We start from the raw sequence: 17,083 nt of genomic DNA, 5'->3' as shown, positions 1-17,083 counted from the left end.
TATATTCTATTAGTAAACCCCTGAAGCATATGTACTTCAGGGGTTTTTTAATTCTAATTATTTTCTAGATATAATTATTTGTATGTTCTTGCCCCTTATAATTGCTCTTCCACTCTAGCAAACCAGCTACACATATAAAGAGATTAATAATAGCTAATATTAGCATGACGTATAAACCAGTAGAAATATAAATTACAATGCTAACTACGTTATATAAAATCCATAAATGCCAGTTTTCTAATATTTTTCGACTTAACATAAATTGAGCCACTAGTCCCAATACGGCATTTAAAGCGTCTAAATATGGACTTGTTGACTCTAAATAACGGACTTGATAATAACCCCAACCAATCCAAGCAACTAAAATAAAACTTATATAAAAAGTCCACCCTTTCAAATCTAAACGAACTGTTGCTTTTACCTCGCCCTCCCCACTTCGTGCAATCCAATAATACCAACCATATACATTAAATATAAATTGAAAAGCGGCTAATACTGCCATTGCATATAAACCTTGTGTAATAAAAATGTATAGAAATACCGCAACAGTAATCATGCCAAATAAAAAGTTGGATACTTTTTCTCTCGCTAATAACCAAACATTAATGATTCCCATAATTGATGCGAAAATTTCAATATAACTCGATTGAATATACAATCCAACTAATACACAAATAATACTAGAAACAAGTAAAAAAAGTGGACTTCTAACCATATTTATCTCTCCCCAGATGTGTAATAAATTCCCTATCACCAGTATAAGGAATAGCTCTTTCCTTTACCATGAATTTCCGCCTTCTCATTATCCATTCCATCTACGGTAAGTCTTTTCTTTTTACAAAATTCTCTTAAAGATGATATCGTTTTTATAACATATCTCTACTAGAAAGGAATAAAGGATATGCTAACTAAACATCGAATTTTATTTATTGGTGCCGGTCGTATGGCAGAAGCTATATTTTCCGGATTACTTAAAACAAGCAAAGAGTACATCGAAGAAATTATCGTCTCTAACCGAAGCAACATAGAAAAGCTAAAACAGTTACAACATCAATATAATGTGTCTACTACAACAGATTGGAAACAGCATGTTACATCTGTTGATACGGTTGTTTTAGCAATGCCACCTTCGGCTCATGAAGAGTTATTAGCTGAGCTATCTCCGTTAATATCAAATCAACTAGTCGTAACAGTAGCAGCTGGCATTGGACCATCTTATTTAGAAGCTAGACTCCCAAAAGGCACGCCTGTTGCTTGGATTATGCCTAATACAGCTGCTGAAATTGGAAAGTCTATCTCCTTATATACAATGGGACAATCAGTAAACGAGATACATCAAGAAACCCTGCAACTACTTTTAAAAGGTATTGGTACTTCGCAACTTTGTACTGAGGAAGAAGTTCATCAGCTTACTGCAGTTACTGGAAGTGCACCAGCCTTCCTTTATTACTTTGCTGAAAGCTTAATTGAAGCAACAAAAAGTTATGGAGTTGATGAAGAAACCGCAAAACATCTTGTCATTCAAATGATTTCTGGCTCTGCTTCTATGCTTGAACAAACGCAAAATCCAGCTAACCTTCGCGAACAAGTAACAACGCCAGGTGGTTCCACAGCTGAAGGTCTCAAAATTTTATACGAATATAATTTTTCAGAGGCAATTCAAAAAGCAGTAGAAGCAACAAACAAAAAAGCTAGGGGGAAATAATATGATTTTAACAAGTTTAAAAGACTATACAACATTACATAACGGTGTAAAAATGCCTTGGTTTGGTTTAGGTGTTTTTAAAGTAGAAGATGGTTCAGAAGTAATTGATTCTGTAAAAGCAGCAATTAAAAATGGCTACCGCAGCATCGATACTGCAGCAATCTATCAAAATGAAGAAGGCGTTGGGCAAGCGATTCGTGAATCCGGTGTTTCACGTGAAGAATTATTTATTACCTCAAAAGTATGGAATAGCGATCAAGGATATGAAACAACGCTTCAAGCATTTGAAACTACATTAGAGAAATTAGGTCTAGAATATTTAGATTTATATTTAGTACATTGGCCTGTAAAAGGGAAATATACTGAATCATGGAAAGCATTAGAAACACTTTATAAAGATGGCCGTGTTCGCGCTATCGGTGTGAGTAATTTCCACATTCACCACTTACAAGACGTATTTGAAATTGCTGAAATTAAGCCAATGGTCAACCAAGTGGAATACCACCCACGTTTAGCACAAGAAGAGTTACATGCATTCTGTAAAGAACATAATATCCAGCTTGAAGCTTGGTCACCATTAATGCAAGGACAACTACTAGATAATCCAACGTTACAAGAAATTGCGACAAAATATAATAAATCAACTGCGCAAATTATTTTACGTTGGGATTTACAAAACGAAGTTGTAACAATTCCCAAATCAATTAAAGAACATCGCATTATTGAAAATGCAAACATCTTCGACTTTGAATTAAGTGCTGATGATATGAAAGCAATTCAAGCTTTAAATGAAGATCGTCGCGTTGGTCCAGATCCAGATAACTTTAACTTCTAGTAGAAAAACCACTGCCATATGCAGTGGTTTTTCTACTTAATAAAACTGAAAATTTAAACTATATTTCATTTAGTTGACACTTCATTATTCAAGGTGTAAGATTTTGAATTATCAAAGAAACACAAAAATTAATAAAATTTATTCGTTTACTCATTGTATCAAGAGAGGTGGAGGGACTGGCCCTTTGAAACCTCGGCAACAGGTTCATTTTGAATACTGTGCCACTTCCTGCAAGCTTTATGCTTGAAAGATAGAATGAGGGACTTCGTTTATATACGGGTGCATAACTTGTACGTAAAAATCCCTCTTTCTCAATATGAAAAGAGGGATTTTTTATTTTTCATTTCCCTCATCATCATCCAAACTTAATTATTTAGGAGGAAAATCAAATGAAAAAGAAGTTTGTACCCGGTATTGCATCAGTTGTAGGAGTAAGTATTTTATTAACTGGTTGCGGTAGTTATAAAAACGAAGCAAGCGGAGCAAATGCAAAAGACGAGGCACCTAGTAAACAGGTTTTAAACTTATCTTCACCTACTGAAATACGAACAATGGATACGGCTCGTGCTACAGATACTGATTCTGGTCAAGTAATGAGAAACGTATTTGAAGGTTTGTATAATCTTGGTGAAGGTAACAAACCTGTTCCTGGTGTTGCAAAATCTCATGAAGTAAGTGGCGATAAAACGAAATACACATTCCATTTGCGAGATTCAAAATGGTCAAACGGCACTCCTGTTACAGCTAAAGATTTTGTGTTCGCTTGGCAACGTGCCGTAGATCCAGCAACAGCCTCTGAATATGCATTTTTATTCTTTGATATTAAAAACGCAACAAAAATTAACAACAAAGAACTTCCAGCCGACCAACTTGGTGTAAAAGCAGTTGATGACCATACGTTTGAGGTAGAATTAGAGCGTCCTGTTCCTTATTTTATTAGCTTAACAGCGTTCCCAACATTTCTACCAATTAATGAGGAATTCTTTAAAGTACAAGGTGATAAGTACGCTTTAGAAGATAATACAATCTTGTACAATGGAGCTTTTACACTAAGCGATTGGAAGCACGAACAAAGCTTTAAATTTAAGAAGAACCCTACCTATTGGGATAAAGATACTGTCAAACTAGAAGAAATCAATTTTAATGTCGTAAAAGAAAAATCAACAGAAGTAAATTTATTCGAGTCAAAACAATTAGATCGTATAAAACTAACATCTGACTTCGTCGATAAATATAAAAAGGATGCTAACTTTAAAGAACGTCCAAACGTAGGCGTACAATTTTTACGTATGAATCAACAAAACAAAGTACTTCAAAACGTTTCTGCACGCCAAGCAATTGATCAAACAATTGATAGAAAATCCTTTGTAAATACGTTATTAAATGATGGCTCTACACCAACATTTGGTCTCGTTCCAAAAAACTTTGCAAAAGGACCTGAAGGAAAAGACTTCCGTACTGCAAACGGCGATTTAACAAAAGTTGATACAAAATCTGCACAAGAGTTATGGAAAAAAGCTAAACAAGAGCTTGGTTCTGAAAAGATAACATTAGAATTATTAACGAGTGATGCTGACCTTGATAAGAAAACTGGTGAATTCTTAAAAGGACAACTAGAAAAGAATCTAGATGGATTAACAGTAAATATAAAACCTCAGCCGCGTAAGCAACAAGTTTCGCTTTTATTAAAAGGTGACTACGAAATCGGAATTGATGGCTGGAGCCCTGACTTTGCGGATCCAATTACATTCCTTGAGCTATTTACAACGAATAACCCTTATAACTTAGATCATTACTCTAATAAGGAATTCGATGAAACAATAGCAAAAGTGAAAACAACTTTAGCTGGTGATGAAAAAGCTCGCTGGGAAGCATTACTAGCATCCGAGAAAATATTATTTAAAGACTCTGTTATCGCTCCTCTTTACCAAAAAGGCGAATCTTATTTAGAACGTTCTTATGTGAAAGGAATTGTGCAAGTAGACTTTGCAGGTCAATTAAACTTCAAGTGGGCAAAAATTGAAAAATAAAGTGAAACTTTAATAAGTGGGGGTTTCTTCATCCCCACTTATTATTAGCCCACACCAATTGTTTTTTTAGCAAAATATATTAAAAATAGGTTCTCTCACACATGAGAATCTGCTTTTTTAATATATTATTCTGAGAAATTAACAATCTATTTTTATTATTGACATATAGTTCTTTTCAGTGTTAATATTCTAAATAATCAAAGAAACAAAATATTTCACCATCAAAATATAATGTCTACTACGTTGAAACATATAACGATAGATTATAGTTCGACATGTATATACATATAGAACACCTGATTACCTATAAACAAATATTTATAATAGGTTTTATCTCCTTCTATAGCTACTTCAAGACACGGACATTATGACGTTACGAACAACACATTTAGGGAGGAACGAACAATGAAGAAAAAAGTTGTACCTGTTGTTGCATCTGTTTTAGGGGCAAGTCTATTACTAACTGCTTGCGGGGGAAATAAAGATAATGCAAGCGGAGCGAAAGCAAACGATAAAGCACCTGATAAACAGGCAATTAACTTATCATTCGCTTCAGAAATTCCAACAATGGATGTTGCAAAAGCAACGGATGGGGAATCCATGAACGTAATGCGTAATGTTTTTGAAGGGCTATATGCAATGGGAGAAGATAATAAACCGGTTCCTGGTGTCGCTGAGTCGGTTGACATTAGTCCCGATAAAACAAAATATACATTCCATCTCCGTGATTCAAAATGGTCAAACGGTACTCCTGTTACAGCAAAGGACTTTGCCTTCGCTTGGCAACGTGCCGTAAATCCTGATACAGCAGCTGAATACGCATTCTTATTCTTCGATATAAAGAATGCGAAACAAATAAACCAAAAACAATTGCCAATTGATCAACTAGGGGTCAAAGCTGTTGATGATAAAACGTTAGAAGTACAACTAGACCGTCCTGTTCCCTACTTCTTAAGCTTAACTACATTCTCAACATTCTTACCAATTAATGAAGAGTACTTAAAGTCTCAAGGCGATAAATATGGTTTAGAAACAAATCATTTAATTTATAACGGTGCTTTCACATTAGATAACTGGAAACATGAACAAAGCTTCCAATTGAAGAAAAATCCTAACTATTGGGATGCTAAAACTGTAAAATTAGAAGAAATCAACTTCAATGTCGTTAAAGATAAGTCTACAGAAGTGAACTTATATGATTCAGGACAAATTGATCGTGTTGCTTTAACTGCAGAGTTTGTTGATAAATATAAGAGCGATCCAAACTTCAAAGAACGCGCTGAAGTCGGTATTCAATTCTTACGATTAAATCAGAAAAATGAAACATTAAAAAATCAACATGCACGCCTTGCTATTAACGGCGCAATGAATAAAAAAGCTTACGTAGAAACAATCTTAAATAACGGCGCTGTTCCAGCTGAAGGAATGGTTCCTGCGAAATTTGCAAAGAGCCCAGAAGGCAATGACTTCCGTAAAGAAAATGGAAATCTAGTCAAGGATGATGTGAAAACAGCGAAAGAAAACTGGAAAAAAGCAAAACAAGAACTTGGTACTGACAAAGTAACAATCGAACTATTAACAAGTGACAATGCTTTAGCTAAAAAGACTGGTGAATATTTAAAAGGTGAATTAGAAAAGAACCTAGATGGATTAACAGTGAATTTAAAACCACAACCACGTAAACAACAGCTAAAACTACTATTAAGTGGTGACTATGAAATTGGTATTGACGGCTGGGGCCCTGACTTCGCTGATCCAATTACATTCTTAGATTTATTTACAACAGATAGTGCTTATAACTTCGATAAATACTCTAACAAAGAGTACGATGAGCTAATTCATAAAGTGAAAACAGATTTAGCTGGCGATGAAAAAGCACGCTTTGAAGCAATGAAGCAAGCTGAAAAAATTCTATTACAAGACGGCGCTGTCGCTCCTTTATACCAACAAGGCCGTTCTTACTTACAACGCTCTTTCATTAAAGGACTTGTAACAACTGACTTCGGTGGTGAGTTTAACTACAAGTGGACAGAAGTTACAAAATAATAAGTGCTAATAAAAAGGTATCCCACCGAGGATACCTTTTTATTTTATACTTCTTTAACTACAGAGCTTCTTCTTCCCTTTACCATTCCTTTTATAGCTAAAGTCATCACTGCTACTGATTGTGTAACCAATACAATAACTAATAATGAAATAATATTTCTCTCTAAACTAACTCCTCCAAATATTATTGTATAATAGCCATTCGCTGCATATGTTGCAGGAAATAATTCACTAATTGTTTGATATGTTTTAGAAAGCATTTCATGTGGCACAGTTACAACCATTTGTGTTAATGAAAGAAAGGCGAAAAAGACTATTGTCAATAATCCTCTTTTCCTTCTTTTTGCATTGAACCAAAACTCATCATAAATATAAACACAAACATCAAATATGTTCTCCACGTCAAAGAAGGTGTATGCCCTGACCAAAGATAGCTAACTAAATAATTAATTCCCATAATACAAGACGATATTACTAAACTAATACTTATTAGTTTTACATATTTGAGCATATCTTTTCTCCTTGTTTTTATTTTTCTACTTCTTCAAACTGTAGATTCACCGGATCTTCTAAAAGTGTTTCATAAAAGTTCTCTGCCAAATCTGTTGAAGGGATTTTTTCATCTACTTCATCAAATCGAATACTATCTAGCCACACACAACCTTCTCCTGATAATAAAACACCAAATGCAATACCAAGTGCTTCTTCTTTTATATCTAATACAACCGAGTACGATTGCCAGTTATTTGTATTTTTAATGGGGCGATTTTGCATATTATCCATAGCGAGCGGTTCTGTATCTTTTCCATCTACTCGCATCCACAATCCTGCCCAATCTCTTACATTTTCACTCTTAATAAATGCTGTAAAACGTAATCTCTTCCCTACATATTTATCCGCTCGGAACATTTGCATTAATGTTGAAAATCCTCCATGCGTAACATTCTCTTTTGCTTTTATGTATGCAGATACTTTTCCTTGATGGACAACTTCATAATCTAAACCCATCTCATATTCAGCAGGATGACTTCCACTTAAGATCCATCCTTTCGGTATACCTTTTTGCATTGAAACACCCTCTCTTTCTATATAAAATGACTGAAAGTACTTTCGATATTTCTTTGGTGGTAATTGAAACATTCTTTTAAAAGCTCTCGTAAATGCCTCTTGTGAGGAAAAACCGTATTGCACTGCAATATCAATAACAGCTCTCTCCGTTGACACTAAAACTTGCGCAGCATGAGTTAACCTTCTCTTTCGAATATAATCTGTTACACTCATCCCAACATATCTTTGAAAGATGCGATGAAAATGGTACATCGATACTGCACTGTGGGATGCCACTCTTTCTGTTGTAAGCTCCTCATGTAAGTGATTCTCTATATATTCAATTGATTTTTTTATTATCTCTTTATATTCTTCATGCATTTTAGCCCCTCCCTCACAACTTCAATTTACCATATACATACAAATCGTTTTTGATTTAAATTGCGGATTAGTCCTTGTGACTGCAGGATAATAATTTATTTTCAACACATACATAATTACATGTTTTTGGGAAAAACTTGTATAGAACGAATTTACATAAGGAGGAATTTATAATGAGAATTCTACTATCAGTTTTATTAGCTCTTATGCTAGTACCTGCATTAACAGGATGTAAAGCTCCTGCCAAAGAAGACACAACTTCTAATAAAAAGACGACTGAAGAAGCAAAAAATGAGGCTCCTGCAGATTTAAAACTAAACTTCAATGAATTCGATTTAAAGGCAGACTACCAAGATACAAAGAAAGACTACGAAGCAGACTATAAAAATGTAGCAGCTGACAAGAAAATGGAAGCAAAAATTGAAGATCATAAAGCAGATGTAAAATTAACAGGAGACGAGGCTATCACAAAATTAAGCCCACTTCTACAAGAATTAAAATTTGATAAAGATACTCCTGACCAAGAAGTAATCGATCAAGTAGTGAACGTGTTCAAACTTGATAAAGACTATCAAAAATTCGATTTAGAAGTTGTCTTCTCTGATGGAACGAAAAAAGAATATAAAAGAGAAATAAAATAAAGAAGTAGGCGGTAGTAAGAAGAAAAAATAACCTTGCATAGGCAAGGTTATTTTTTCGTTTCTGCTTGAAAACGTTTATAGTATGTCGATGCTGTTGCAAAATTAATTTCTATATCACGAATCAACGATGAATCTTCTTCTTTAGCTAACTTCTGTAATTTTTTCATTGCTTGTTCCGATTCATTCAAGAAACCGACATATACCTCATGTTCTTGCTCTTTCGACTTCGGAACACGAATTTCTTTTCGTATATGATCAATATCTTCTAACATGCTCGTTGTTACCTTTTGCACATCTTCTTTATATGTAGCAGTCGTTATTTCCTTACCGCCCTTTTCTTTTGCCACTTCAAATAACTGCAGTGCGTTATTAATTTCTTTATTCATTTTCAAATCGTATTTTTCATGTACTGCAAGGTATTCTTTCATTTCTTCTGTTTGTTCTGTAGATTGCTCTACCTTTTCTTTCGGTTCTTTCGTATCCTTATTTCCATTACATCCTGCTAGAAGGATCATACTTCCCATTACAGCAATACCCAAAACCTTCTTCATCTCTTCTTCTCCTTTTATCTACAGCTACTACTCATTATAGTTTCTTTTATCTTCACTTGTTATTATACCGAGAACATCCTACTTTTTACACTTAAGACGACATCGTAACATGTATACCAACATGTTTGTCACAGTATCGTCACTTTATACAAATAACTTTTGCACTGCTTTACTACTCACCTTACAAAACTGTAAGCACACATAAAGAACAAACCATGCTAGACTTACATATGCATAACGCAAACATATGTAAGGTTTTAAGGAGAATCATCTATGTACAACACAATACCTTTTATGGGAGAAGATATTCGTGTCCTTATTCGCGAAAAATCACTTCATATCGAAAATACAGAGAGCCTTCGCCGCGTATTAAAGAAGAAGCATGCTCCATTTAAGTTAGCTCAATATTTAAAACAACAACATACAAATCAATTTCATACCGTGCTCAATATATCGGATAAATCATTAACAATCGAAATCATCGGTCATGTCTACATTGGAAACTTTGCAGATACCTTAAAGGAAATCCCACGTATACCGAAGATTGCTCCTATTATCGTTAAAAAAGCGTATAAAATTACTGACCATACCGATATTATCGACTGTGGGGAAAAAGAAGTCGATAGTAATCGCTGGGTGTGGGATAAACTTGCTGTTTTATATGATACGATCATGAATAATATGTATGAGGTATTTCAAAGAAATGAAAAAAAGAACTGATTCAAACATTCCCTTTGAATCAGTTCTTTTTTGTTAAGCCTCTAAATTTTGTTTTTGCTGCAGTTCAAACTGCTTCTCACTTCTTCTGGCCATAAATAGATAACATAACACTGCTCCTACTTCACAAAGCGCAATAACAACCCCCATCGGTAATGCTGTATTACTTCCACCGATACCTACTAGCGGCGCAACAAGAGCTCCTGAAATGAACTGTAATAAGCCTAATAAAGCTGATGCTGTTCCTGCAGCTTGTTTCTGATTTCTCATCGCTAATGAAAACCCAGTTGTTGATACAACCCCGACACTTGATACGACAAGGAATAACGAACATAAAACACCGATTAAACCTATTCCTAGTACGATTGTCAGTAGTAAAGATAGGCCACCAACAGCTGCGATAATAATACCAGCAACAAATAATGTCTTCTCATTCACTTTCCCCGCTAAACGACCCGTTACCTGACTAGCAATAATAATACCGATGCCGTTAATCGCAAAGAATAAACTAAATTGCTGTGGTGATGCTCCGTATATGTTCTGCAACACAAATGGTGAGCCCGAAATGTATGCAAACATTGCCGCTGTTACTAATCCTTGTGACAATGCATATCCCATAAACAGACGGTCCTTTAACAATTTTCCGTACGTCGCCAAAGTCCCTGACAAACCACCCGTTTCTCTTTCTTCAGGAGGTAATGTTTCACGCAATACAAAAGTAGCTGAGATTAACATGAATACACTAATTGCTCCAAGAACGATGAAAACACCGCGCCACGTTGTAAACTGTAATAATTGCCCCCCAATAATCGGTGCCAAAATAGGTGCTGCTCCGTTTACTAACATAAGCAGTGAGAAAAACTTCGTCATTTCAGAACCTGAATACATATCACGTACCATCGCACGTGATATAACAATCCCGGCTGATCCTGAAGCTCCTTGTAGGAAGCGCAATAACACTAATGTCCAAATAGATGGCGCAACAGCACAAAGTAAAGAAGAAGCAACATAAATAATAAGAGCAATAATAAGAGGTTTGCGTCTTCCGTAAATATCACTAATTGAGCCAACAAATAATTGTCCTACTGACAGCCCAAGCAAACAAGCTGTTAATGTAAGCTGCGCGAGGGATGCACCTGTTTGCAAATCATCCGTTAACTTCGGTAATGAAGGCAAATACATATCAATAGATAATGGTCCAATCGCCGTAAGTGTTCCTAATACAAGAATCATCCATAACCTGTTTGCCTTTACAGGTTTATATATTTCGTGATTAACTTCATTCACTTTTTCAATTCACCCTTTCCTATACAAACTGAATCGTAACAATTATAGTTACATCATAAACATACGTCAAGTACAGCGCATTTTCCTCTTTCATAATGTAAAAAAAGCGATAGAAATTCTATCGCTTTACTTTTTCACATTGCTATTCGTAAATTTAGATACTGAGGACATCATCTCTCCCGTATCTAAATATGTAATTTGAATTGGGTCTCCTACTTCTGTAAACATAGCATATGGGAATTTCTTCACCGGTATCATAAATACCTTTTGTTCATTCTCTAAAAGTACGTACACGATTGTATTTTCACCTGATTTTTCTTTATATACACGTTGTACAATACCTTCTTTTTGCGCTTCTTTTCCTGTTGAGGTTGGTCTAAATGTATCACCATTACCGCTCATTACGTTTTTATAATTCTCAAGCGCTTCTTTCTGCGAAGAACCTGTCGCAAATATTTTTGCATTAGCAGCATATACAACTGTATGTGCACGTACTAGGCCTCCGTCATCAACAACCGGAATAATCCAAGCTGGTTTACCGTATACGTTATAAATGACAGGCATTGTCCCATGCCATTTCTCTCTCTTAAAGGAATTATCTACTACTTCTGTAGCTGCTGAACCATCCATAATCCCCTTTACTTCTTTTCCATTATAGTAATATAGCTTGCCTGTGCGTGCATCTACTAATGAATAGCCTAGGGCTGAATCTACTCCTTCTTTTGGAGAAGTAAAGTCTGTAAAATAATACAGTGTTCCATCTTTACCAAAGATCGGGGTCACGCCTTCTTTCGTTCCCCACTCAGTCGGAATTTTCATATCTGTTTGTGAGAATTTCGTATTCCAAAATCCGTGAATATATTTACCAAAGTACGTATTTAACGTAGATGCAGTCTCATGATTTAATACACCATCAACAAATTTAGGTGCCTTTCCTTTATCATATCTTTTCACTTCACCTGTTTGTGCATCTACTACGACAACACCTTCTACCTCAAATCCAGATCTTCCTGAAATAAATTCACCATACGTCATTGTATAATATGGTTTTCCTTTATCATCAACCTCAAATTTAGGTTTTCCTTTAAAGATTAAATTTGGTTCTGCTTGCCTTACCACACGCTCTAAATTATTACCAAAAAACATGCTTGGCACATATTTCATTTTATAACCGAGGTGCAGTTTCGCTTCCGCATCAGGATTCGTACCTGACATCGTTACATACCCTGGAATTGTCTCAGCTTTACGCGCTTTAAAAAATCCTGAAACTTCAATCGGCGCTACATATAAAGCTTCGCCGTTTACCATTTGTGGCGTTAATTCTCCTAGCTCAAAATAAGCTACTTTCGGAATATCACCAAATACTTTTTTCATCTTATTCTCCGCTGTCTTTGGCGGCACTGTAAACGGCTGGTCATTTTCAGTAAATGGCTCTGAAATATCTTTCTCTACCTTAACAACAGAATCATATTTCTTTTGCGAGATTACTATATCGTGCAAATAACCAAAGTAGCCGTAACTTGCGAGTAAAATAAACATTAGAAGTCCTTTTAATGTACCTTCTAATTTCCCTATTTGATCTTGTGAAAATAAAACAAGCCCAATTAAAATTGCTACTGCAACAGAATAATGAGTAAGAATCGAGTCTACCCGATCATCAATTAGCCAAAAGTATTCATAGATTGCAATACCTATCCAAAATAAAACAGGAATAACTAAAATAGATGATTTCTTACCCTTTACAACCTTCTTATCTCCCTTCTTATCCACTGCTCGAAGCTTACTACTACTTCTTGTCCATGGAATCAAAAACAAAGTAAGAATAGCTAAAACTACAAATTTCATCAAAGGCACTGTCCCCTTTTCTTTTGTATTCCCTTTTAGTATAACAAATAAAGGGTATTAAGGTGAAAATAGGAATAGTTATATTTTTTTACTACTTAATACAATCCCGCTCACTACATATAGAATAGATGCAATATAAAAAATTGTACCAATCGTAAAGAAATCTACTAAATATCCCGTGGCAATAACCGCTACTGCTCCGCCAATGGATGTCCACACATGGTATTTTCCAATCTCATAACCAGCCTTTTCCTGCGCAACCTTTCGTGCTAATGAAGTCTTCTCAGTATTACGCTGCACAGCACCTAAAACTCCCATTACAATTTGAAGAATATACACATGCCATACTTCCGTGGCAATCGGAAAGCAAAGCATTAAGATTGCCATGGACCAAGCGTATATGATTAATAATTTTTTATCACCTACTTGATCAGATATCTTTCCCACTAGTGGATATACAAGTGCTGATGTTAAAGCAAATAAGCCATACGCCCAGCCAAATTGCGAGAAGCTATTTCCAATGTTTCGAAGCAATAATATATAAAAAGGAAATACCATACTTCCTGCCATCATGATGATACTTTGCGAAGCCACAAATCTTCTATATGTCATTTCGTATACTCCCTATAAAATAAATTCACAAATCTCTCTTCTGAATCTACTTCCTTCTTTTTCTTGAGAAATTCTTCAATACGAGGATATGCCCTCTTTAACTGCTCTTTCGTTGGATAAGAATAGTACGGCAAATAGTAACTACCGTTATGCTTTAAAGTAACATCAATCATCTTCCGAATGACATCCTCTGTTTTCTTTATCTCACTCTCTGAGCGTCCCTGGTTAATCAAAAGAACCAGCGCAAACATATCATCTTTCGCATAGGACAAAACTGCATTTTCATTCTTTTCCACGTAACGAATCGTAATGTTGAGTAAATTAAACTCTTCTTCATTTAATACGTTACGTAAACCATCTATATACTCCGTGAAAGCATCTATAGGCACAAAGTATTCTTGTAACACTTCGGTCCTATTTGGATTTTCATATTCCATAAAAGCACTATCTGATCTCATAACATTATTACGCGTCTCATACTTTCCATCTGTACGTTCAAAATAACCTCTTTGTATATCCCAAAACGTATTCTTTCCCCAATCACTATAACGTGATAACCCAAGTAAAAATTTCGGTACCGCTATAATATTTTCTTCCTTTAATTCACTGTACTCTTCTCTCATATTTTGATTTTGTGCCAAAGTATAATCTGTCACATACATCTCTTTTAAAAATGAATTTGGAGCAACAGAAATACGCGCTAAGTGCATACGAACATTTTCATCTCTTTTCACTTTCTCTTTGAAATAAGATACGTATTCTTTATAATCTATCATTCTCGTGTGCATTTCATATAATTCATCATCTGTTAACTTCAGCGTCACATCTAAAATAACTCCAAATAAACCGTAACCCCCAATGACATATGGAAATAACTCTGCATTTTCTTCTCTACTTACATTACGTACCGTACCATCTGCCATTAACAATCTAAATGAATCTACTGTATCAATTAGTGCCTCATGACGAATATCACGCCCGTGTACATTTACACTTAATGAACCACCAACAGTAAAAATATTTTGAGACTGCATGACCTGTACCGCAAGGCCATATGGATTTATTTTCTTCTGAATATCATTCCACGTGACACCACTTTGAACTGTAATCTGCTTCTTCTCTGGATCAAATTCTAATATTTTATTATATCCTTTCATATCGAGCATCGTGCCATTTGGATAATATGTCTGTCCTCCTTGGCTATGTTGCATGCCTGCAATGGAAATTTTCTCTCCTGAAACTTTTGCATCTCGCACTAATTTTATTAACGAGCGCTCTTCCGTAGCACTTTCAACACGTTTTATTTTTGTCGGAAGCAATTTACCTACATCACTCATAATGGGATGATCAATTTGTTTTTTATACGTATGTACAGACGTTGCAAGCAAAACCGTATATGCAACAATGACCGCCGCTATCTTTCCTTTTTTCAAATGACACTCTCCTCTTCTACATCTTTTCCTCTTTATATTGTACCTATTTTCCTATGAAGAAAGAATACAAAAAAGAGGGACCTTATTTTAGGTCCCTCCTTATCAAAACTGTTACTTTGCTGCTGGCAATTGTATTGGGTCAAACTTTTCATACGACGTATATTTTGCGTTCGTAATAATGTGTGCTTTATCCTTGCCATTGCTACTCATAATCATGTCTATCTTTGCTGATTCATATTTAAAATCTTTTGTAATGATATATTCTGCATCCACTTCTTCTATCTTCGCATTTTGTGCTTGTAACATTTTCTTCTGCGTTTCATCCATGCTAGTTAACATACTTTCTGTTTCTTGCCCTTTTAATGTAAATTTCAGTTTATATTTATCTCCGCTTTTCTCCAGCTTCATTTTATCTAAAACTACTTCCGGTACTTCTAATTTATCTATAATATCTTGAGTCGCTTTCATTCCACCAGCGTTTAATTGCTCCTCTGGTACGGTTACAACTTCTCCTGTATTAGGGTTTTTTACCTCACCAGCAACTTTACCATCCACAGTATACACTACAACATCTGTACCGGAAATATTCATTTCAGAACGAGAATTCTTTGTCTTTGGCTCTAATTGCATCTTAGCCTTTAATATATCCATCTCTGTTCCCTCAGCTTTTACCCCTACACCATATGTCATCGTTACATGTTCTTCATTTTTAAAAGCTTCATTCGTTTTCTTGAAAACATCTTTCGCCGTTAATTCCTTTTCTTTTTGAACGGATTCTTTTTTCGGCTCATCCGTCTTTGCTGTTTTCTCATTACTACACCCTACCCCTAGACTGATTGCAAGTACTAAACTTGAAACAAAAATAATTTTTTTCATACTGTTGCCCCCTTTCCCAAAATAATATCACCTCTTTTCCTATGAAATCTATATAATTTTTAATCTATACTCACTATATAGCGACATGTTTAATAAAGATCTTAAATATGATGTAAATAAAGACAACTCATTTCAGGAGGACATTATGAAGGCGATCATTTGCACACAGTATGGACCACCTAACGTTCTTCAGCTTCAAAATATAGAGAAACCTATACCTAAAAAGAACGAAGTATTAGTTAAAATTCACGCAACAAGTGTATCGACTGGAGATTGTAGAATACGCGGATTTAATAGCCCTCTATTATTTTGGATTCCTATGCGACTTATATTAGGACTTAGAAAACCGAGAAACCCTATACTTGGCGTAGAATTAGCAGGAGAGATAGAGGAGATCGGGACAGATGTAACTCAATTTAAAAAAGGAGATCAAATTTTTGCATTAACAGAACTAAATCTTGGTGGTTATGCCGAATACACATGCGTGCATGAAAGTGGATTAATAACATTAAAACCTACCAATGTAACGTATGAAGAAGCGGCAGTTATTCCTTTTGGTGGAACTTCAGCGTTGCATTTTCTGAGAAAAGGCCGAATAAAAAAGGGGCAACAAGTTCTCATATATGGTGCCTCTGGATCAGTAGGAACAGCTGCCATACAACTCGCTAAATATTTTGGTGCGATCGTTACAGCTGTTTGTAGTAATTCAAATTTTGAACTAGTGCAATCTTTAGGAGCGGATAAAGTGATTGATTATACGAAAGAAGATTTTACTAAGCGGCGCGAGCGTTACGATATTATATTTGATGCAGTTGGGAAGCATAAAAAATCCCTTTGTAAACAAGTATTAGCGCCTAATGGAAAATATGTATCTGTGAATGGAATGATGGCAAAAGTAAGTAAAGAGGATATGATTCTACTAAAAAGACTAACTGAAACAGAACATTTAAAACCTGTTATTGATAGAACTTACCGATTAGAAGAAATTGCTGAAGCTCATATGTATGTGGAAAAAGGGCATAAAAAAGGAAACATTTCGATTACCTTAAAATAAAATATATTCAGAAAACAATATTG

The 17,083-nt window shown here is 35.2% G+C and carries 17 protein-coding genes and 1 riboswitch; of the genes, 7 read left to right on the top strand and 10 right to left on the bottom strand.

The window, feature by feature from the left end; all coding sequences use genetic code 11:
* Positions 1-64: 64 nt before the first annotated feature.
* Positions 65-715 carry a nicotinamide riboside transporter PnuC gene (gene pnuC / locus GD442_RS01105; RefSeq protein WP_000252484.1) on the bottom strand — a complete coding sequence of 217 codons (651 nt, stop codon included), beginning with the start codon at positions 713-715 and terminating at the stop codon, positions 65-67.
* 186 nt (positions 716-901) lie between these two features.
* On the opposite strand from pnuC, the gene proC reads away from it, so the two are divergent.
* From proC to GD442_RS01085, 4 genes are all read left to right on the top strand, one after another.
* Positions 902-1,705 (top strand): pyrroline-5-carboxylate reductase, encoded by an 804-nt coding sequence (gene proC, locus GD442_RS01100; RefSeq protein WP_000956250.1) that lies wholly within the window; start codon positions 902-904, stop codon positions 1,703-1,705.
* A gap of 1 nt (position 1,706) precedes the next feature.
* Positions 1,707-2,540, top strand: coding sequence for an aldo/keto reductase (locus GD442_RS01095; protein ID WP_000604203.1), 834 nt, complete (start codon positions 1,707-1,709; stop codon positions 2,538-2,540).
* Positions 2,541-2,692: 152 nt separating this feature from the next.
* Positions 2,693-2,797: riboswitch (SAM riboswitch) on the top strand.
* A 132-nt stretch (positions 2,798-2,929) separates the two neighbouring features.
* Entirely contained in the window at positions 2,930-4,570 is a 1,641-nt protein-coding gene (locus GD442_RS01090; protein ID WP_000726482.1) for a peptide ABC transporter substrate-binding protein, read from the top strand.
* A 405-nt stretch (positions 4,571-4,975) separates the two neighbouring features.
* Positions 4,976-6,616: a peptide ABC transporter substrate-binding protein gene (locus tag GD442_RS01085; protein WP_000731086.1), complete on the top strand. Its 1,641-nt coding sequence runs from the start codon at positions 4,976-4,978 to the stop codon at positions 6,614-6,616.
* 44 nt (positions 6,617-6,660) lie between these two features.
* Here the strand turns inward: GD442_RS01085 and GD442_RS01080 are convergent, their stop codons facing one another.
* Genes GD442_RS01080 through GD442_RS01070 form a run of 3 tightly spaced genes read right to left on the bottom strand, consistent with a single transcriptional unit; the run spans position 6,661 to position 8,044 of the window.
* Positions 6,661-6,939 carry a hypothetical protein gene (locus tag GD442_RS01080; protein ID WP_000156944.1) on the bottom strand — a complete coding sequence of 93 codons (279 nt, stop codon included), beginning with the start codon at positions 6,937-6,939 and terminating at the stop codon, positions 6,661-6,663.
* Positions 6,936-7,127, bottom strand: a complete 192-nt coding sequence (locus GD442_RS01075) for a hypothetical protein (RefSeq protein ID WP_000922551.1) — start codon at positions 7,125-7,127, stop codon at positions 6,936-6,938. Before GD442_RS01075 ends, GD442_RS01080 begins: the two co-directional genes overlap by 4 nt.
* A gap of 17 nt (positions 7,128-7,144) precedes the next feature.
* Positions 7,145-8,044 (bottom strand): helix-turn-helix transcriptional regulator, encoded by a 900-nt coding sequence (locus tag GD442_RS01070; protein WP_000544202.1) that lies wholly within the window; start codon positions 8,042-8,044, stop codon positions 7,145-7,147.
* Positions 8,045-8,217: 173 nt separating this feature from the next.
* On the opposite strand from GD442_RS01070, the gene GD442_RS01065 reads away from it, so the two are divergent.
* Positions 8,218-8,685, top strand: coding sequence for a YusW family protein (locus GD442_RS01065; protein WP_001221552.1), 468 nt, complete (start codon positions 8,218-8,220; stop codon positions 8,683-8,685).
* Between the two features lie 47 nt (positions 8,686-8,732).
* Here GD442_RS01065 and GD442_RS01060 read toward each other — a convergent pair whose 3' ends face one another.
* Entirely contained in the window at positions 8,733-9,236 is a 504-nt protein-coding gene (locus tag GD442_RS01060) for a hypothetical protein (protein WP_000756525.1), read from the bottom strand.
* 273 nt (positions 9,237-9,509) lie between these two features.
* Between GD442_RS01060 and GD442_RS01055 the strand changes: the two genes are divergently transcribed.
* Positions 9,510-9,956, top strand: coding sequence for a hypothetical protein (locus GD442_RS01055; protein WP_000282860.1), 447 nt, complete (start codon positions 9,510-9,512; stop codon positions 9,954-9,956).
* A gap of 33 nt (positions 9,957-9,989) precedes the next feature.
* Here the strand turns inward: GD442_RS01055 and GD442_RS01050 are convergent, their stop codons facing one another.
* The 5 genes from GD442_RS01050 to GD442_RS01030 all read right to left on the bottom strand — a co-directional run bounded on the left by GD442_RS01050 (position 9,990) and on the right by GD442_RS01030 (position 16,006).
* On the bottom strand, positions 9,990-11,249 hold the full coding sequence (locus tag GD442_RS01050) for a multidrug effflux MFS transporter (protein WP_224200803.1): 1,260 nt from the start codon (positions 11,247-11,249) through the stop codon (positions 9,990-9,992).
* Between the two features lie 117 nt (positions 11,250-11,366).
* Positions 11,367-13,085: a DUF3981 domain-containing protein gene (locus GD442_RS01045; protein ID WP_000674047.1), complete on the bottom strand. Its 1,719-nt coding sequence runs from the start codon at positions 13,083-13,085 to the stop codon at positions 11,367-11,369.
* A 78-nt stretch (positions 13,086-13,163) separates the two neighbouring features.
* Positions 13,164-13,697, bottom strand: a complete 534-nt coding sequence (locus tag GD442_RS01040) for an MFS transporter (RefSeq protein ID WP_025690505.1) — start codon at positions 13,695-13,697, stop codon at positions 13,164-13,166.
* Positions 13,694-15,130 carry an FAD-binding oxidoreductase gene (locus GD442_RS01035; protein WP_017657362.1) on the bottom strand — a complete coding sequence of 479 codons (1,437 nt, stop codon included), beginning with the start codon at positions 15,128-15,130 and terminating at the stop codon, positions 13,694-13,696. Before GD442_RS01035 ends, GD442_RS01040 begins: the two co-directional genes overlap by 4 nt.
* 111 nt (positions 15,131-15,241) lie before the next feature.
* Positions 15,242-16,006, bottom strand: coding sequence for a DUF6612 family protein (locus GD442_RS01030; RefSeq protein ID WP_000720094.1), 765 nt, complete (start codon positions 16,004-16,006; stop codon positions 15,242-15,244).
* 145 nt (positions 16,007-16,151) lie between these two features.
* On the opposite strand from GD442_RS01030, the gene GD442_RS01025 reads away from it, so the two are divergent.
* Positions 16,152-17,060 carry an NAD(P)-dependent alcohol dehydrogenase gene (locus GD442_RS01025; protein WP_025690511.1) on the top strand — a complete coding sequence of 303 codons (909 nt, stop codon included), beginning with the start codon at positions 16,152-16,154 and terminating at the stop codon, positions 17,058-17,060.
* The last annotated feature ends 23 nt before the right edge of the window (positions 17,061-17,083 follow it).

The organism is Bacillus sp. A260 (assembly GCF_009861435.1).
GTDB lineage: Bacteria > Bacillota > Bacilli > Bacillales > Bacillaceae_G > Bacillus_A > Bacillus_A cereus.
The sequence above is the reverse complement of the archived record's forward strand: the minus strand, read 5'-3'. Positions and strand labels throughout refer to the sequence as shown.